11 protein-coding genes and 2 tRNA genes are annotated in these 16542 nt (G+C 43.3%); 4 read left to right on the top strand and 9 right to left on the bottom strand.

The window, feature by feature from the left end:
* Positions 1-164: 164 nt before the first annotated feature.
* The 3 genes from yghU to CWC03_RS05510 form a co-directional block, all read right to left on the bottom strand.
* Positions 165-1037 carry a glutathione-dependent disulfide-bond oxidoreductase gene (gene yghU / locus CWC03_RS05520; protein WP_138580907.1) on the bottom strand — a complete coding sequence of 291 codons (873 nt, stop codon included), beginning with the start codon at positions 1035-1037 and terminating at the stop codon, positions 165-167.
* 203 nt (positions 1038-1240) lie between these two features.
* Entirely contained in the window at positions 1241-3079 is a 1839-nt protein-coding gene (locus CWC03_RS05515) for a S8 family serine peptidase (protein ID WP_138580906.1), read from the bottom strand.
* A 241-nt stretch (positions 3080-3320) separates the two neighbouring features.
* Positions 3321-4499 (bottom strand): multidrug effflux MFS transporter, encoded by a 1179-nt coding sequence (locus CWC03_RS05510; protein ID WP_138580905.1) that lies wholly within the window; start codon positions 4497-4499, stop codon positions 3321-3323.
* 163 nt (positions 4500-4662) lie between these two features.
* Between CWC03_RS05510 and CWC03_RS05505 the strand changes: the two genes are divergently transcribed.
* Entirely contained in the window at positions 4663-5133 is a 471-nt protein-coding gene (locus CWC03_RS05505; protein ID WP_138580904.1) for a hotdog fold domain-containing protein, read from the top strand.
* Here CWC03_RS05505 and CWC03_RS05500 read toward each other — a convergent pair.
* The 6 genes from CWC03_RS05500 to CWC03_RS05475 all read right to left on the bottom strand — a co-directional run bounded on the left by CWC03_RS05500 (position 5130) and on the right by CWC03_RS05475 (position 14538).
* Positions 5130-5525, bottom strand: a complete 396-nt coding sequence (locus CWC03_RS05500) for a bactofilin family protein (protein WP_138580903.1) — start codon at positions 5523-5525, stop codon at positions 5130-5132. The two genes, CWC03_RS05505 and CWC03_RS05500, sit on opposite strands and share 4 nt — an antisense overlap.
* A gap of 37 nt (positions 5526-5562) precedes the next feature.
* Positions 5563-6645: a M23 family metallopeptidase gene (locus CWC03_RS05495; RefSeq protein ID WP_138580902.1), complete on the bottom strand. Its 1083-nt coding sequence runs from the start codon at positions 6643-6645 to the stop codon at positions 5563-5565.
* 142 nt (positions 6646-6787) lie between these two features.
* Positions 6788-8101, bottom strand: coding sequence for a fumarylacetoacetase (gene fahA, locus CWC03_RS05490; RefSeq protein WP_138524834.1), 1314 nt, complete (start codon positions 8099-8101; stop codon positions 6788-6790).
* 132 nt (positions 8102-8233) lie between these two features.
* On the bottom strand, positions 8234-9280 hold the full coding sequence (gene hppD, locus CWC03_RS05485; protein WP_138580901.1) for a 4-hydroxyphenylpyruvate dioxygenase: 1047 nt from the start codon (positions 9278-9280) through the stop codon (positions 8234-8236).
* 419 nt (positions 9281-9699) lie between these two features.
* On the bottom strand, positions 9700-11136 hold the full coding sequence (locus tag CWC03_RS05480) for a peptide MFS transporter (protein ID WP_138580900.1): 1437 nt from the start codon (positions 11134-11136) through the stop codon (positions 9700-9702).
* Between the two features lie 522 nt (positions 11137-11658).
* Positions 11659-14538 carry a hybrid sensor histidine kinase/response regulator gene (locus CWC03_RS05475; protein WP_138580899.1) on the bottom strand — a complete coding sequence of 960 codons (2880 nt, stop codon included), beginning with the start codon at positions 14536-14538 and terminating at the stop codon, positions 11659-11661.
* Between the two features lie 266 nt (positions 14539-14804).
* On the opposite strand from CWC03_RS05475, the gene CWC03_RS05470 reads away from it, so the two are divergent.
* The 3 genes from CWC03_RS05470 (at position 14805) to CWC03_RS05460 (ending at position 16534) form a co-directional block, all read left to right on the top strand.
* On the top strand, positions 14805-16013 hold the full coding sequence (locus CWC03_RS05470) for a serine hydrolase domain-containing protein (RefSeq protein WP_138580898.1): 1209 nt from the start codon (positions 14805-14807) through the stop codon (positions 16011-16013).
* A gap of 306 nt (positions 16014-16319) precedes the next feature.
* Positions 16320-16395, top strand: a tRNA-Phe gene (locus tag CWC03_RS05465).
* Between the two features lie 63 nt (positions 16396-16458).
* Positions 16459-16534, top strand: a tRNA-Thr gene (locus CWC03_RS05460).
* Positions 16535-16542 lie beyond the last annotated feature (8 nt).

The following is a 16542-nucleotide window of genomic DNA, read 5'->3' as shown; positions in this document are numbered from 1 at the left end:
TACAAATCCGTTGAAGAATACCACCAAAGCGTTTTACGCTTCTAGCAAGGTGCTAACACTATTCTTTTCTGATACACAGACAATCGGGTTTGATTAAATCTGATTAATCAAACCCGAAAGATAAGGCTAACCCTTGTTAAACCAAGAATTAAACCAAGGTAAGGCTATAGCTCTAATTTATCTTGGGTGTTGGTATCAAAGTCGCTGGCGTCGTGTCTTTCATGAAGCTGCTCATGAGGCTCTCCCCATGTTTTATTTACCATTTTTCCGCGTTTGACCGCTTCTCTTGAGGCGATGAGTCCTGCCCATCGGATCACGTGTTCATAGCCATTAACGTCTAAAAACTCTGCCGCATCATATAGGTGTCCTTGGGCTAGCACGCCATACCACGGCCAGATTGCTATATCAGCGATAGTGTATTCATCGCCACAAATATATTCTCTTGTGGCTAAATGTTGATTCAGTAAATCCAGTTGGCGCTTCACTTCCATCGTGTAGCGGTTGATTGGATATTCGTAGTGCTCGGGTGCGTAGGCATAGAAGTGACCAAATCCACCACCAAGAAGCGGCGCAGCCCCCATTTGCCAAAATAACCAGTTGAGGCACTCGGTGCGTTTTGTGGGATCTTGTGGAATAAACCTTTGGAACTTTTCAGCTAAATAAAGCAAAATTGAGCCAGACTCAAAGATTTTGGTAGGTTCCTTGGTGCTGGTATCTAATAACGCGGGGATCTTAGAATTTGGATTAAGTGCAACGAACCCTGAGCTAAATTGCTCACCTTCCATGATATTAATTAAAAAGGCATCATATTCTGCTTCTTTTACCCCGGCTGCTAAAAGCTCTTCTAGCAAGATAGTCACTTTCACGCCGTTTGGGGTTGCGAGGGAGTAGAGTTGTAACGGGTGTTTGCCTTGCGGTAGGGACTTTTCGAATCTTGCGCCTGCAGTAGGGCGGTTGATATTTGCGAATTTACTACCATCGCCACTTTGCCATGGCCACTGCCAAACTTTAGGTGGGGTATAACCCGATGTACTCATTTTATGAACTCCTTCTGTGACTGTCCAAATCCATTATAGAGTGTAGAAGTGAAATGGAAATGAACAAATCTCTGTGGTTACTAGCTTACCCGTTTTATCCAGATCTAAAGAGGGAGCTGAACAAGCTATCAACAAAAGGTGGGGGAGAGTAGTAGAATAAAAAATGCCAATCAAAAGACTGGCATTCTTGAATTGGTTGGGAGTTAAAACACAACAGTTTGTGTTGCTGAACAGGCCGCAGTGCTACCTTGTTCGCACACTTGGTAGCCGTATGTACCGCCGCCTTTAACACTGATGCTGTCTGTATGACTATTATCATTGCTAGTTGTGACAATTTTACTACCGTTACGATAAATATCGACTTGTGACGTGCTTGCACCGTTCCAGCTTAAGTCAACATAACTGTTACCTTTTTGCTTATAACCCGAAGCTGAAAGCTCAACGCTTGTCGTGTTATCACCGTCACCTGAACCTGTACCGCCACCAGCACAACCGTTAGCGGTTAAGTAAGCGCTCGCATCTGCTACTTTAACGATACCGTAACCAAAGTACACGTCTTTACCCGCGGCGCCTGCATCTGCTGCGGTTGCTTTTAATGCACTTCGGATTTCTTCACCAGTACACTCTGGGTGGTTAGACCACACCAATGCTGCAAGACCTGCAACAGCAGGAGTTGCCATTGACGTGCCGCTCATTAAGCCATAATCACTCGTACCAATGCTGATGTTCGCGTTTGTAGCGGCTATTAACGCAGTACGATCTTCAAATGCAGCGCCAACCGCTGGGATTGATGTGCTGTTAGTATCACCTAAAGTGCCGTATAGCATGCCAGCTTCATTATTTACGATAATCGCGCCGATACCACCAGATGCTTCGCAGTTTGCTACTTTATCGTGGAATGAAATATTACCACGGTCAATTAGGCATACCTTACCGTTTGCAGCACCATTGGTTGTTTCAGCTGTGCCCATAAAGTAAAGCGGGCCTGACGCGCTACCACTGTTTTCCATTGCTGAACTTGCAAACGCCGCACCGTCAGCAGTCATGCTTGAAGAAGTTGCCATATCTGCTGGGTAAGTTGAAAGTGTATCAACACCGCCTGCAGTTACCTCTACACAAATATGCTCGTCGTTAGTCGCGCGTTTTCCACGACCAGAAGTACAGCTTGGATACTGAGAAAAGTCTGCAATTTGATTATCTGCATCGTTTGCACCGATCATCATTACTGAAGGGTAGCCTGCAGGATATGAACGAACATTGTTGCCATCGTTACCAGCTGCCGCAACCACTAAGCCACCAGCATTACGGAAGTTTTCAAATGCGTTTGATTCTGTATTATTTGAGCCACCGCCACCCAAACTCATATTGATGATGTTTGCACCTGCTTGTGAGCATAGGTTTGCTGCGTGAGCAAGGTCAGAAGAGTAGCCCCAACCTTCTGCGTTAAATACTTTAATAATGTGCATTGGCACGCCAGGTGCCATGCCGATGACACCAATATTATTGTCAGCAGCACCGATAGTACCGGCTACGTGTGTGCCGTGTGGACCGCCATTTTCATACCAATTACCTGTGCCGCTGTCATTATCACCGGTGATATTACCCCAAATGAAATCAGGATTTGATTGGTCAAGACCTGAGTCAATCACACATACTTTCATGCCTGCGTTCGCATCGAAAGTCAGTTGATTTGCTTGTGATTGGTACACCGCATACGGTGTAACCTGTTGCTGCATTGGGTTACCTGCGTCGTCGTTATAAATCCCCAGTGGGTAGCGCTTTTGGTCTGCTTCAACGAGTTTGATGTGTGGGTTGTTTAATAAGCCTTTTACTTGACTAAGATCTTTGCCAGTAAAAGTTGCAGCGAAGAAGCCATCGCTATCAACGTGCAGCTCAGCGCCAAGCTTTTTAGCAAGTGCTTTTACGACGCCTTTTTTCGAGTTATCGACCTGAATGATGTATCGATCGTCAGATGCCTGTGCTTGTGACATAGCACAAGCGCCTGCGATAAGTAGTGCCCCAGTTAACTTGTTTAATTTCATTGTTATTTTCTCAGTTACATTGCGTGAATATTATTGTTAATAAAAGCTAACAACTTTTTAACGATGATTAGCATATAACCAATAACAAGAACTCGTAAAGAGTAAATTATGCAGATTTGTGGAATTAATAAGAATATTTAATTACTTTAATATAATGTATGGTTATGACAGGACGTCTAACCATACATCGTAGTTATTGATAAAGGAACTGTATTAATAATTGCTATTATATCAATTCTAATTAAGCTGCACTGTGAAGCTGGTGGCGATGCTTCGTAGCCAGTAATAGTAAGAAAGGTAACGCCAGTAATAAGTGCAGGGCTAGTTGCATGGGGGCATCCAATAACAGTGGTTGCGTCATGGTTGCAAGTACCCCCGCACCACTCATCTGTAATACTCCAATCAACGCTGAGGCAGTCCCAGCTTGTTTAGCAAATCCAGATAAGGCTTTACCAGCGGCTGCTCCAATCGTAAATGCAAAGCCAACTGATGCCATATACATTGGCAGTACAAAATGCGCTATTTCAGTTTGTGGCAAAGCCAGTAACAACAGACCACTAAAGCTAAAAACGGCGAGGCCGAAAGTTAATGACTTTTGGCTATTGCGTTTGATGAAGTGGGGAGCAACAAAACTTGCGACAATACTCAACGCCGCGTTGCCAGTAAACCAAAAGGTAAAGTCGGAAACACTGCCGCCCATTTTTGCCATGATCCACCCCGGAGCCGAAATCACAAATACCAGCATTGCTGCCATACCAAGCATTGTTAAGGCGGCATTGTATAAGAAAGTTGTGCTACTGAGCATTGGCTTAAAACGTCTCAAATCGAGGATATGACCGCTGTAATGTGTATCTTCGGGGCGAGTCTCCTTATAGATAAGAGAAACTAAGATGAGGCCAAGAACGGCAAAGCCAAACAAAAAACTAAAATTACTCTGCCAGCCAAATTCGACAGTGAGCCACGCACCTAAAATTGGCGCTAACGCTGGGATAAAACATACAATACCATTGAGGTAAGTGATCATTTGGCCACTGCCTTTGTGCCCAAAACTATCACGAACAATAGCAAAGGCGCTGACAAAAGTAGCACACGCCCCCAAGCCTTGCAGCACTCGAGCTACCATCATGAGAGGCCAAGTGGAGGCATAGCTTGCCATTATAGCACCAAGCGCAAATAAAATTATTCCAACTAGCGCAATCGGCTTACGACCATATTTATCCGCAAGCGGACCTGCTATCAACTGTCCAAGACCCACGGCTAGCATATATATACTCACTGTTTGTTGAATTTGGCTTTCCGATACTTGAAGACTGGCCTGCATATCCACAAATGCAGGTAGATAGAGATCGATACCTAAAGGGCAAAAGATAACAAGTAAAGCGAGAATAAAAATCAGTGCTTTTGAGTTTGATTGGGTCATGGCGTCTCCTTTTGGTCGCTATTGTATTGTGGAGAACGAGAAAAAACAGGACAAAGCGCCGATTTAGCAAATTTTTAAGATATTTTATTCGCTGATAATTGTAGATGGTTGATTAACTGGTCAGATGTGTTAATTTTAAGCAAAATCATTATAGAAAAATCTTATGTCTGCACCACTTTTAAAAATTTATAAAAGGATGAGTTGGTTGCCATTTGGTAAATGGATGTTTAGTAAGGCGGTATGTCGTAAAGCTCCTTACTTTGGTACCATCAAGCCTAAAATCACACAATTGAAGCCCGGCGTTTGTAGGGCGACCATTCGCAACCGTAAAGCCATTCATAACCACATAGGTACGGTTCATGCGATTGCACAGTGTAATCTTGCGGAGCTATGTGCTGGAGTCATGACAGACGCAACCATCGATCATAAAACCCACCGCTGGATCCCAAAGGGGATGTCAGTGCAATATTTAGCCAAAGCCGAGACCGATCTGCATGCCGTGGCGCAAATAGAGTACCCAAGAGCATGGCAAGATAAAGAAGAGCTGATTGTGCCAGTGGAGGTTTTTAATACTGCAGGAGAGAAGGTATTTCACGCCGACATTAACATGTATATCAGCGCGAGAAGATCTTAATTGTTTATAGTTTGATCGTCAGCAGAGTCAATTGCCGTGACGTTATTGGCTCGCTCATTACGGTGTGTTAGTTTTCCATCGACGTGCGCACCGGCTTCGATCGTTAGGGTTTCGTGTTCGATGTTGCCAAAAACTTGAGCGCTGGGAAGCAGCGTGACTTGTTTAGCCTTAATATCACCTTCCACTTTGCCTAATATAGTCAGCTCATTGGCTTGGATATTACCTTGTACTAAACCTTTATTGCCGATGATTAGTTTTTCGATGTCGAGATTGCCATGGACGGTGCCATCTAATTGCAGTTCACCTTCACAGACAATATCGCCCGTGACTTTAGTGCTATGAGCAATAATAGCTGGGACGTCGTTTCGTTGGTTTTTAAAAGAGTTAAACACGAATGCCTCACTATCGCAGCGTAATTGCAATTAGATGTTACTTATTGAATGCGCGAGCGATTTTAATTGGGTTTAGGTGTTTTTTACCTTGAATCACTTCATAGTGCAAGTGTGTCGCTGTACTTCTTCCTGTGCTGCCCATTAGTGCAATTACGTCACCTTTATTGATCTGCTGGCCTTTTTTTACCTTGATGGTGTGAAGGTGGCCGTAGCGTGTGGTGATGTTATTGGCGTGTTCAATTTCAATAAAGTTGCCATAGCCGCCATTTTTCCCAGCTCGTTTAACGGTGCCAGAAGCTGGGGCTACGATCTGTGTTTTGTGCCAACCTGCGAGATCGATACCTTTATGATAAGCACGACGGCCAGTGATAGGATCTTTACGAAAACCAAAGGCACTAGAAACATAATATTTTTCTTGAGCGACAGGCAATGTATCTGGCAGTTGGCCAATCATCGTAGATAATTGCGCATAAACAGCGTATTGGTCAATGGCATTAATAAAGCTGGCTTCGACCAATTCTAAGTCGGCTTGGAAGTAGGGACCACCTTGCGCTTCTGAGAAATCAGATGATAATTGTAATCCTGCACTATCGATGGATTGTTGCATTGCAGCAATTTCAGCGCTGAATGATTGCCCAAGCTGTTCGCTGAGCTGTCGTTGTTGAATGAGTAGGTGGCTGGCTTGGGGAGCAAACTCAGCTGTAGCGCTTGGTTGTGGATTTTCAATGTCTGAAGATGTTTCTTCTAGCTCACCTTCCGCTACGTTGTCGTCAGTTGTTTGGGTCGAGTCAACTAATGACTCAAGCACACTGTGCTGCTGTGACAGTTGGTCAAGCATGCCTTTTTGCTGTGCTAATTGTGCTTGAAGCTGTGATTTTTCTGCTTGCCACTTGGCTTGCAGCTGCGCAAAGTTTTGTTGCTCTTTAGTGAGCAGGTCACCATTTTCTTGTAATTTGAGCGAGGCATTGGCTATCCACATAGCAACTGCAAGCAAAATCAAAATCGAGCAAGCTTGAACCCAAGATGGCAATTTCCACATCTTGACAGTTGCGTCTTGACGAACAATTAATTGAGTTGGCTTAAACAGCCTTAGATATAGGCGCTTGAGTACTTGCAACATTCAACCTCGGATTTAAATCAGCGCTACACTCTAACAATTTTTAGTCAAATTTCCAGTTTTTAGAACTAAAAAAAGGCATGAAATCATCATGCCTTTGATTTAAAAGTAAATAAAATTGCGATTAACTCACAATTAATTGCGATTATTTTGCTGGAAGTATTGTGCCTTCAACAGAACCAAAACCGATACGGTTATAGCCATTCGCTTCACACCAGCCGCGCATAATTACTTTATCACCATCTTCTAAGAACTTACGCTCTTCGCCATTTTCTAGAGTAATGGTTTCTTTGCCGCCACGTGATAATTCGAGTAATGAACCCGCTTCTTCGTGCTCAGGGCCTGATTGCGTACCCGAACCTAACATATCGCCTGGTAAAAAGTTACAGCCATTCACCGTGTGATGTGTCACCATTTGCGCAACCGTCCAATAGCTGTGCTTGAAGCTGGATTCAGACAATTTGCTTGGTTTAGCGCCTTCGCTGCGCATTTTTTCAGTCTCTAGTAAGACATCCATGCGAATATCAATAGCACCAGACTCGCGGTTTTGCGTTGATTCTAAGTATTCCAGCGGTTGTGGGTCGTTTTCATCACGGTGCCATTGAGTACGGTATGGTGCCAGAGCCTCTGTGGTTACAACCCAAGGAGAAACCGTTGAGGCGAAGTTTTTCGCAAGGAATGGACCTAATGGTTGATATTCCCAGGCTTGCAAGTCACGGGCAGACCAGTCATTGAATAAACAAAAACCAAAAACGTGATCTTCAGCATCTTTAATTGCGATAGAGTCGCCAAGTTCATTACCTTTACCAAGGTAAATACCTAGCTCTAGTTCGTAGTCTAGGCGCTTACACGGGCCAAAAGATGGCGTATCCGCATCAGGTGCTTTAGTCTGGCCTTTAGGGCGAGGGAATGTTTGACCTGAAACACCAATAGATGAAGAGCGGCCATGATAACCGATTGGCACCCATTTATAGTTTGGAAGCAGAGGGTTATCAGGACGGAACAGGCTACCTACCGCTGTTGCGTGATAGATAGAGGTATAAAAGTCGGTGTAATCGCCAATGTGGCAAGGTAAAGCGTATTCCACATCATCTTGTGCAACCAATGCGCCTTCTAGGCTTGATTGCAGCTCAGAACCTTCACGTAATGCACGAGAAAGTGCAAGTCGAAGTGCTGACCAGTACTGCTGGCCCATACCCATAAATTCGTTTAATGCTGGGGCATTTGCCGCTTCTGCAGCCTCTGCTGCATCACCTGAAAGTAGGTTAGCGTCAACAACAGCGCCAAGATCTAGTACTTGATCGCCAATCGCAACACCGCCCCGAAATTCTTCGTTACTGTTCTTACGGCGAAATACTGCAAAAGGTAAGTTTTGAATAGGGAAATCAGTTCCAGTCGCATTCGCACTAGCTACCCAACTCTTTAATTGGATGTCGTGTGTTTCGTTAATTTGAGACATTGCCCTTCCTTTAATTTTGGCTTTCAACTTGAGTTATGGTCAAAAGTGAAAAACTCAAGTCGTAATAGCAATTTGATAAACCACAAAAAGCAGCTATCGCTAGCTGCTTTTTAATTAATTTAATAGGTGTACTTAGATCACGCCACGGCGCTCTTGGTCGCGCTCAATTGACTCGAATAACGCTTGGAAGTTACCTTCACCAAAGCCACCATCGTCAACACGTTGGATCATTTCGATGAAAATTGGGCCAAACAGGTTTTTAGTGAAAATCTGTAGTAGGTAGCAATCTTCGCTTTGGCTATCTACCAGAATTTGGTGCTGTTTGATCTTTTCTTTATCTTCTTTAACCCAAGGCACACGGTCAAAGATAGTGTCGTAGTAATGATCTACGATATCTAAAGTGGCAATGGTGCTCTTGTCTAGCTTATCTAGCGAGCTAACCAAATCATCAGTCAAAAAGGCTAAATGCTGTACACCTGGACCATTGTACTCATCTAGGTACTCATCGATTTGGTTGTTGTTGTCATCTTTACCTTCGTTGATTGGAATAGAGAAGGTGCCACATGGTGACTTAAGTGCGTAGGAAAGCAGTGCCGTTTTTTGACCTTTGATGTCAAAGTAACGAACTTCAGTAAAGCCAAATACGTCTTTATAGAAGTTAGCCCAAGTTTCCATTGTCCCTTTATAAACATTGTTTGTTAGGTGATCGATGCGCTTAAAGCCTTTGTCTTCAACAACCTTTTGCTCATCTAGGTCTACGAAGTCTTGCTCGTAGATAGAGCCTTTATCGCCAAAGTTTTCGATGAAATAGATAAGGCTATCGCCGATACCGTAAATTGCTGGGTATGGTAAGTCTTTGTGTGTTGAATCAGTCGCCGGTTTTGCACCACGCTCAACCGCAGTATCAAATGCCTTTTGCGCATTTTCTACACGCCAGCCCATAGAACAAATTGCCGGGCCGTGGCTTTTAGCAAACTGTGCCGAGAAGCCTTCACGCTCGTTATTCAACAAAAAGTGAATATCGTGCTGGTTGTAGTAAACGATATCTTTGTCTTTAAATTTCTTCAGTTTTGAGAAGCCAAAGTCAGTGAATACCTTATCCATGTAATCAGCGTCTGGTGTTGCATATTCTGTAAACTCGATGCCGACTAGGCCTAGTGGATTATTTACTTCACTCATTGTTTTACTCCCGTATTAAGCACTGGGTGACTTGTTAGTATTTATGACTGGATGATTAATCAAATTACTGCAAAGGGGAAGCTAGAGGCTATAAATAGCAGCAGGTGACTTTGTAAATTTAGTTGCACAATTGCCATGAAAAAGACACAAAATTGACACAGGCGTGACGATAATTATTTTTGCTTAAATTTTGACTAAAAACAGCAAGGAACTTTGCGGGGCATTTCGTGAATTTGCTTTTTTATTACTATGATTTTATTTGGTTTTTATGTTTTTAATGGATGGGCTATATGAGAGAGAGGATTTTTATCGCACGGCTAAATTGAGAGGAAAAATGACGCTAAGTGTATCTAAATATTTACATCTAGTTGCTATGGAAGGGGTAAACCACGCTAAATTAGCGTGGTTTACAGCAAATATTATTGCTTCTCAGCAGATACTTCTAGTTCTTCTGCAAGGTAATGCTTTTGCGTATGAGGTTCGTGCTTACCCTCAGCGCCGTGCATCCAATCTACAAGCTTGTTGCTTAATAGATACATTAACACAGCAGACAGCAAGGCTACGCCACCTAAACCAATGAAGATGCTCATCGCATTTTCCATCGCTTCTTGGCCTTCACCGATGAAAGAGCCCACAAGACCAGCAAGCTTGTTTGCAACCGCCGTACATAGGAACCAAATACCCATTAGTAGTGATGCTAAACGTAGTGGCGCCAGTTTACTTACCATAGAAAGACCAATTGGTGATAAACATAGTTCACCAAGTGTGTGGAACATATAGAATAACACTAACCAAATCATGCTGATCTGCAGTGTGTCACCGGCTTCGCCACCTTCTGTTGCAAGTGCTAGCATCATAGTTAAGAAGCCTAACGCAAGGAAAACAAGGCCAATGGCAAACTTCACCGGAGAGTTTGGCTCTTTGTTATCTAGTTTTAACCAGATCATCGCTACTAATGGCGCAAATACAATGATGAAGATAGAGTTAAGAGACTGAAACCAAGAAGCCGGGATCTCAAAGCCCATAAACATACGGTTGGTATAGTCGTTTGCGAATAGGTTCATCAGGCCACCTGCCTGCTCGAAGCCCATCCAGAAGATAATTGAGAAAACACTCATGGTGAAAATAACACGGATACGATCTTTTTCTTTCTTTGTAAGTGGCTCTTTTGTCAGAGAGTCAGACATCTGTTGAGAAAGTTTAGCTGAAGGTACTTTACCGATATCGCCTAGATACTTCTGGCTTAAGATAAGCTGCATAACTACAGAAATGATCATACCTACACCCGCCGCGATAAAGCCTGCCTGCCAGTTAACTACTGCAGCTACATAACCCGCAACAAGTGGACCTAACGCACCACCTAAGTTGATACCCATATAGAAGATAGTAAATGCACCGTCACGGCGCTTGTCACCTTCTTGGTATAAATCGCCAACCATCGTTGAGATATTAGGCTTGAATAAGCCATTACCTAGACAAAGCAGTGCCAAGCCAAGGTAGAAGACGTTTACTTCTTGCCCTGCCACAACACTGTGAGGAATACCCATAATAAAATGGCCTGCGGCCATTAAAATACCACCAATAATGATGGCTTTGCGCTGACCTAATACGTTATCTGCAAGCCAACCACCAAACAGCGGGGTAAGATAAACGGCCATCGTAAATGTGCCGTAAAGGCTTAGTGCATCGGCATTACTCCAACCGAAGCCACCATTTTGTACTTGTGCTACAAGGTAAAGAACTAAGATGGCACGCATACCGTAGTAGCCAAAGCGCTCCCACATTTCGGTACCAAATAATAAGAAGAGGCCTTTAGGGTGACCCAGAAATTCTCCGGCCTTCGGAACTGAATTCATATGTACTTCCTAATCTAATCAATGTGTTGTATCTGGCCATTTTTATAAAGAATGCGTTATTGCATCTAATGTTTTCAATCAACACTGAATAATGAGCCATATACTTAGCATGCAACGTTAGAAACGATGCGCGGTAAATAGAACACTTTTCAATGCAGATTGGCATTGCTTATCGAGTCACCGAGTAAAAACCTTAATCAGATATCTACTTGTTGAGCTCAGGCATGCCTGTACTTTTTTTGAACGGGTGGCCAGTACCTATTTCAACTAGCGTTTGTTGTATGTAACGACTAACTAATTTAAAAAAGCGCGTCAGTATACTCAGTGAAAATTAATAGGGGAAGTGTTTGGAGTCAGAAAGCGAATAAAATGCGGTCAGTGATTCAGGGAAGGATCATTCTTTTAGGTGGCGATTATATCTAAATGCATGGCGTAACCATTAGGGGCAGTTGATCTTTGCTGTTTGATTTTTGTTCCCCTTAGTGGAGGCTGGAATTGCGGGGGGGCAGTGCCCCCACACCATTAAGCTTCTTGGCTCAAATATTGTTGGATAAACTCGGTTGCGGCTAAAAAGTCCTGCTCCAATTTATCACGCATCTGGATCAGCTGATCGGTGGTAAGCGTGCCTTCCTTACATAAAGTCTCGAACTCTATGGCTGTTTCTGCTACTTTTTCAGCACCGATAGTTTTAGAGATGGACTTAAGTTGATGACAAGCTTCAATGATTTCGTCTTGGCTCATCGTGATCACCGCGCCGTTTACATCCCGTGTTAACTGGCTACTTTGTTCTAAGTACATTCGGAAAAAGCGATTTCGTTTCGCTTCATCATGATTTACATACTTGTTAAGCATGTCCATGTTGATGGCGGGAGCAGGTTCGCTGGCTTTAGTCTCAATCACTTCAGGCTCTGCAACCATAACTTCATCAACTTCGGGCTCTAGCTCTGTTTCTTGTTGTGCTCTCGGCTGTACTTGGTTAACGGCTACTGGTGCAGCTGATGGATCAGCACTTGGTCTAGGCTGATGTGCTTTTGGTAAGCTTTCTATACACTTATTGAGTGTTGCTTCTAGTACATTTAACTCAACCGGCTTAGTAATGTAGTCATTCATACCACCAGCCTCACAACGTTCCCTTTCGCCTTTTAATGCATTGGCTGTCACGGCAATGATGTATGGTTGCTCAATGGTATCGGTTGCGGTTTCTACATAGTCTCTAATATGTTTGACCATGTCGTAGCCCGACATCTTCGGCATATGTAAATCAGTCAGTACGATAGGAAAGTGCTCTTTTTTCCAAAGTTCTAGACCTTCCTCGCCATTTTCTGCAACCTCGACACCATAGCCTAACAGGTGTAATTGGTCGGTCAGCACTTGCTGATTTAATACGTTATCTTCAACTAACAACACCAGTTTGTTGGTTGCTCTTGCTTCATCAACACTTAAAAAGTCGTTGATAGTGCGCGAAGGTTTAATATCTTTTGGTTTATGCAACCCGGCAGCAACTAAAATAGCCGTCATAAAGCTAGACTTACATAACGGTGATGCATTGAGGTAGAAAATATTTTTGTGATTAAGGGCGGCTTCGTCCATTTTACTTAGGACAACAACTTGCTGTTCGTTTTTCTCAAGCGAATAAACGACAGTTCTTAGCTCTTCATTGACCTTGTCCATGCCGTCTAAACCATCTAGCACCCAAATAAGTTTATCTTCGTGCTGGTGTTCGGTTATTTCGCTTTCATCGATAGCAATCACACTCGCACCCATAAATGAAAGGTAGCGATTTAAAATAGTGCGTCTCTCATTATTTGGGGTGAGTAGGGCAACAGTGCGGCCGTTTAACAATTGCTTATTCGCGTAATTTACTTTGCCATCCACACTAAATGGCAATTCCACAACAAACTCACTTCCCATGCCAATATCCGAGTTAACATGGATACTACCTAGCATGAGTTCGATTAAACTTTTACAAATAGAAAGGCCTAGTCCTGTACCGCCAAATTCGCGGGTGATAGAGCCCTCAGCTTGAATAAACGGATTAAAAATTTCTCTCAACTGAGCTTTTGTCATGCCTTTACCATTGTCAGTGACGGTAAAGCGTAAGGTGTAATGCTCCGAGGTGTTTTGTGCAACTTCAACGGAGATTTTTACATAACCTTGGGTTGAATCATCTGTAGTTGTGAACTTAATGGCATTACTGCACAGGTTATAAAGTACTTGCCTAACGCGAACGGTGTCACCAACTAAGTTCGTTGGAATGTCAGGAGCAATAAACAGCTGTAAGTCTAACTTACGTTTTTTCGCTACTGATGAAAGTACACGTGCGACTTCCTCTGTGGTTTCAGCCACCGAGAAAGCACTGTTGTCTATGCGTAATTTACCTGCCTCAATTTTAGAAAAGTCGAGAATATCATCGAGAATACCAAGTAAAGAGAATGCTGAGTCGCGAATAATCGTGGTGAGGCGGTGTTGAGCACCATCAAGATCGGTTTGACGCAGTAAATCAATAGTACCAATGACGCCGTTCATTGGCGTGCGGATCTCATGGCTCATCGTGGCTAAGAAAGTGGTTTTTGCATCACTTGCACGCTCCGCATTTAAAATCGCTTTTTCTAACGCCAGCGTGCGGGCTTGAACTTCAGTTTCAAGGCTTTCTTGAAGCTGTTTTAACTCGTTTTGCGTTGCTTGATCGGACTCTATGGATGATTGTACTTGCTTTAACAACGCATTTATCGCTTCAGCAACCTCAGCCAGACCACCACCATAATAAGTACCAACCGTCGACTTATAGTTTTTATCCATTGTTAGACGATTGATTTCTGAGATAAGCTCTTCAGTATCGTTACTTGATGCGCCAGAAAGCCTACGAATAGCAACCACCACAATCATCAAGGCGCTAATAATGGCAGCAGCGAGCAGTATATAGGCAATAAATGGATCGCTTGATGATGCAGTAGCAACAGGTGGTGTATAGGTCAAAATGAGTTCACCAACGTTTTGCTCATCTAGTTGCAGTGGCATGTGATATACCTGCATTGTATCTTTGTTATAAGACTCTTTGCGATTCAATGCAATGATTTGCTCACCTGTACTTTGTTGAAATACTAGGTTTGGTTGCCCCATCCCCGTATTGACATACAAATAGGCACCCAAACGCTCGTTAGATGACAATAATGCGGATACAATCTGTTTGGCACTGTCAAAGCCGTGCTGTGTGACCACCTTGGCAAGTGGAGTTGCAACTGTTGTTGCTTGTTGCTGTAGGTTCACGGTTGGTGCGGTAGGGACGTCAGCTTGCTTTGGCAGTAGGTAAGCACCAGCGGCGCTGCATAGTCCAACAGTCAGTATTGCGATAAATAAAAAAAGTATCTGTCCATTTGCATTGGTATTCGCGCTATTTGCCATGCTTAATCCCAAAAGAATTATTTATACTTAGTAGTTGTAGTAATCCTATCACCTTCGACAAGTTTTTACCTCTCGTTTTTCAATCAATAGTGGCAATAGGCTGGGATCATCTGATTGTTTTAAATCTTAGAATAATCAGGTTGTTATCTCGATAATTTTAACTGCACCTGTGATGTGTAAAGCATTAAACTTTAATAAAAATTAAATTTTACGTAACGTTTTTATAAAGTAGTATTCGTTCAACCTAATACTTATAAGGATATCTCATGTTTCTACGTCAAAGTCGGCTGGCGTTTGGTTGGCTTATTACACTGCTGGGCTGCGCCTTACTAACTGGCTGTAATAACAGTGACAATTCTATTGTTATTGAAAAGAGTGCTAATGAAGACATTGCCGTCACTCCGCCGCGCTATGGCAAGGTGGGAGACGGGCTACTCAACGAACAACTGGAAGCAATCCGGGCTGAGTTTGCTATGCCCGCACTTGGCGGGTTTATCGTTTATGGGGATGAGTTGATTGAGCTTGATGTAGCTGGTGTGCGAGTGAGCACAGGGCAAGCTCTGGTCACCAAACTTGATAATTGGTCGATTGGTTCGTTCAGTAAGTCCATGACAGCAACCGTAGCTGCTCGTTTGGTTGAGCAGGGGTTAATTCGATTTGACAGTCGGGTGAGTGATGTTTTTCCTGAGTTAATCGGAAAAATTAACCCTGAATTTGAGTCTGTTACATTAACGGCACTGCTTTCGATGACTTCAGGCTTAAAGCGCGATCTTGACTCCATGTATTCTGGTCAGTGGCATTTAGATCAACGTGGCATGATCGAGCAAAGATATTCGTGGACTCAAGAGGCGTTAACGACACAACCAGAAGTGACTCACGGAACCTATCTATATAGCAATGCAGGTTATGTTGTTGCAGGTCATATGTTGGAGCGTGTGACGGGGCAATCATGGGAAGCGTTAGTGAAGCAAGAAGTGTTCATTCCTCTTGGAATGGAAAATATTGGATTTGGGCCTGCTAGCTATGGAGATCCAGAAGGGCAGCCGAGTGGTCATCAGATGCGAGAAGGGCAATGGCATCCAATAACACCGGCCGACAGGGTCGATCTACCAAACGTTGTTGGACCAGCAGGGTTAGTCAGTACGACCTTGGCCGATTTGTCATACTATTTACGTGCTTATCTCGAGGGTGCCAGAGGTGGTGATAATTTGATTGGTGCTAATTCATATACGCGACTGCTCACACCGGTTAGCCCAGAATATGGCTTAGGCTGGATCCTTACTCCAAACAACAATAGCTTTCATCACAATGGCTTTACTGGGACCTTCTATTTAGACAACTTAGTGTTGCCAGAAAAGAACATAGCGATATTAGCGGTAACAAACGGTGATACGAGTAATGCAAAACAAGCGGTAGAAAAAGCGATACAGGTCATGCAACAAAGATTTGAAGCGCAACATAAAGACAATCTCTAAACAGGATTGATAAACCTTGTTGTCGAGCTTCGCTATGGGAATGAGATAGAATATGTATCTCCATTCTATTTTATTCCTTTAAGCACATATTTCTCTTAAGTGACGCCTTTTTCTTTGTTTTAGGTCTAGAGCGGTTTGCGTTATTCATAGATATAAGTCGATAAATACAGTAAAACATGGCTAGTCGGGCGTTTTTTCATCGAAAAAGCGGTATTTTAACCGCTTTGTCTGAAAACTGTGCAAACGATAAATGTATTTAAAAAAAGGGTTGACTTAGAACCGCAAAACCCGTTTAATACGCCGCACGCCCAGATAGCTCAGTCGGTAGAGCAGAGGATTGAAAATCCTCGTGTCGGTGGTTCGATTCCGCCTCTGGGCACCAGATTAAAATCATTGCATTAGCAATGTGGTGCATGCAGAAACTGCATGGTACACGAATTAGTGTGCCGACTTAGCTCAGTTGGTAGAGCAACTGACTTGTAATCAGTAGGTCATCCGTTCGACTCGGATAGTCGGCACCATTTAATTT

The organism is Pseudoalteromonas sp. S2755 (assembly GCF_005886535.1).
Lineage (GTDB): Bacteria > Pseudomonadota > Gammaproteobacteria > Enterobacterales > Alteromonadaceae > Pseudoalteromonas.
This window is presented reverse-complemented; position numbering and strand designations above follow the sequence as displayed.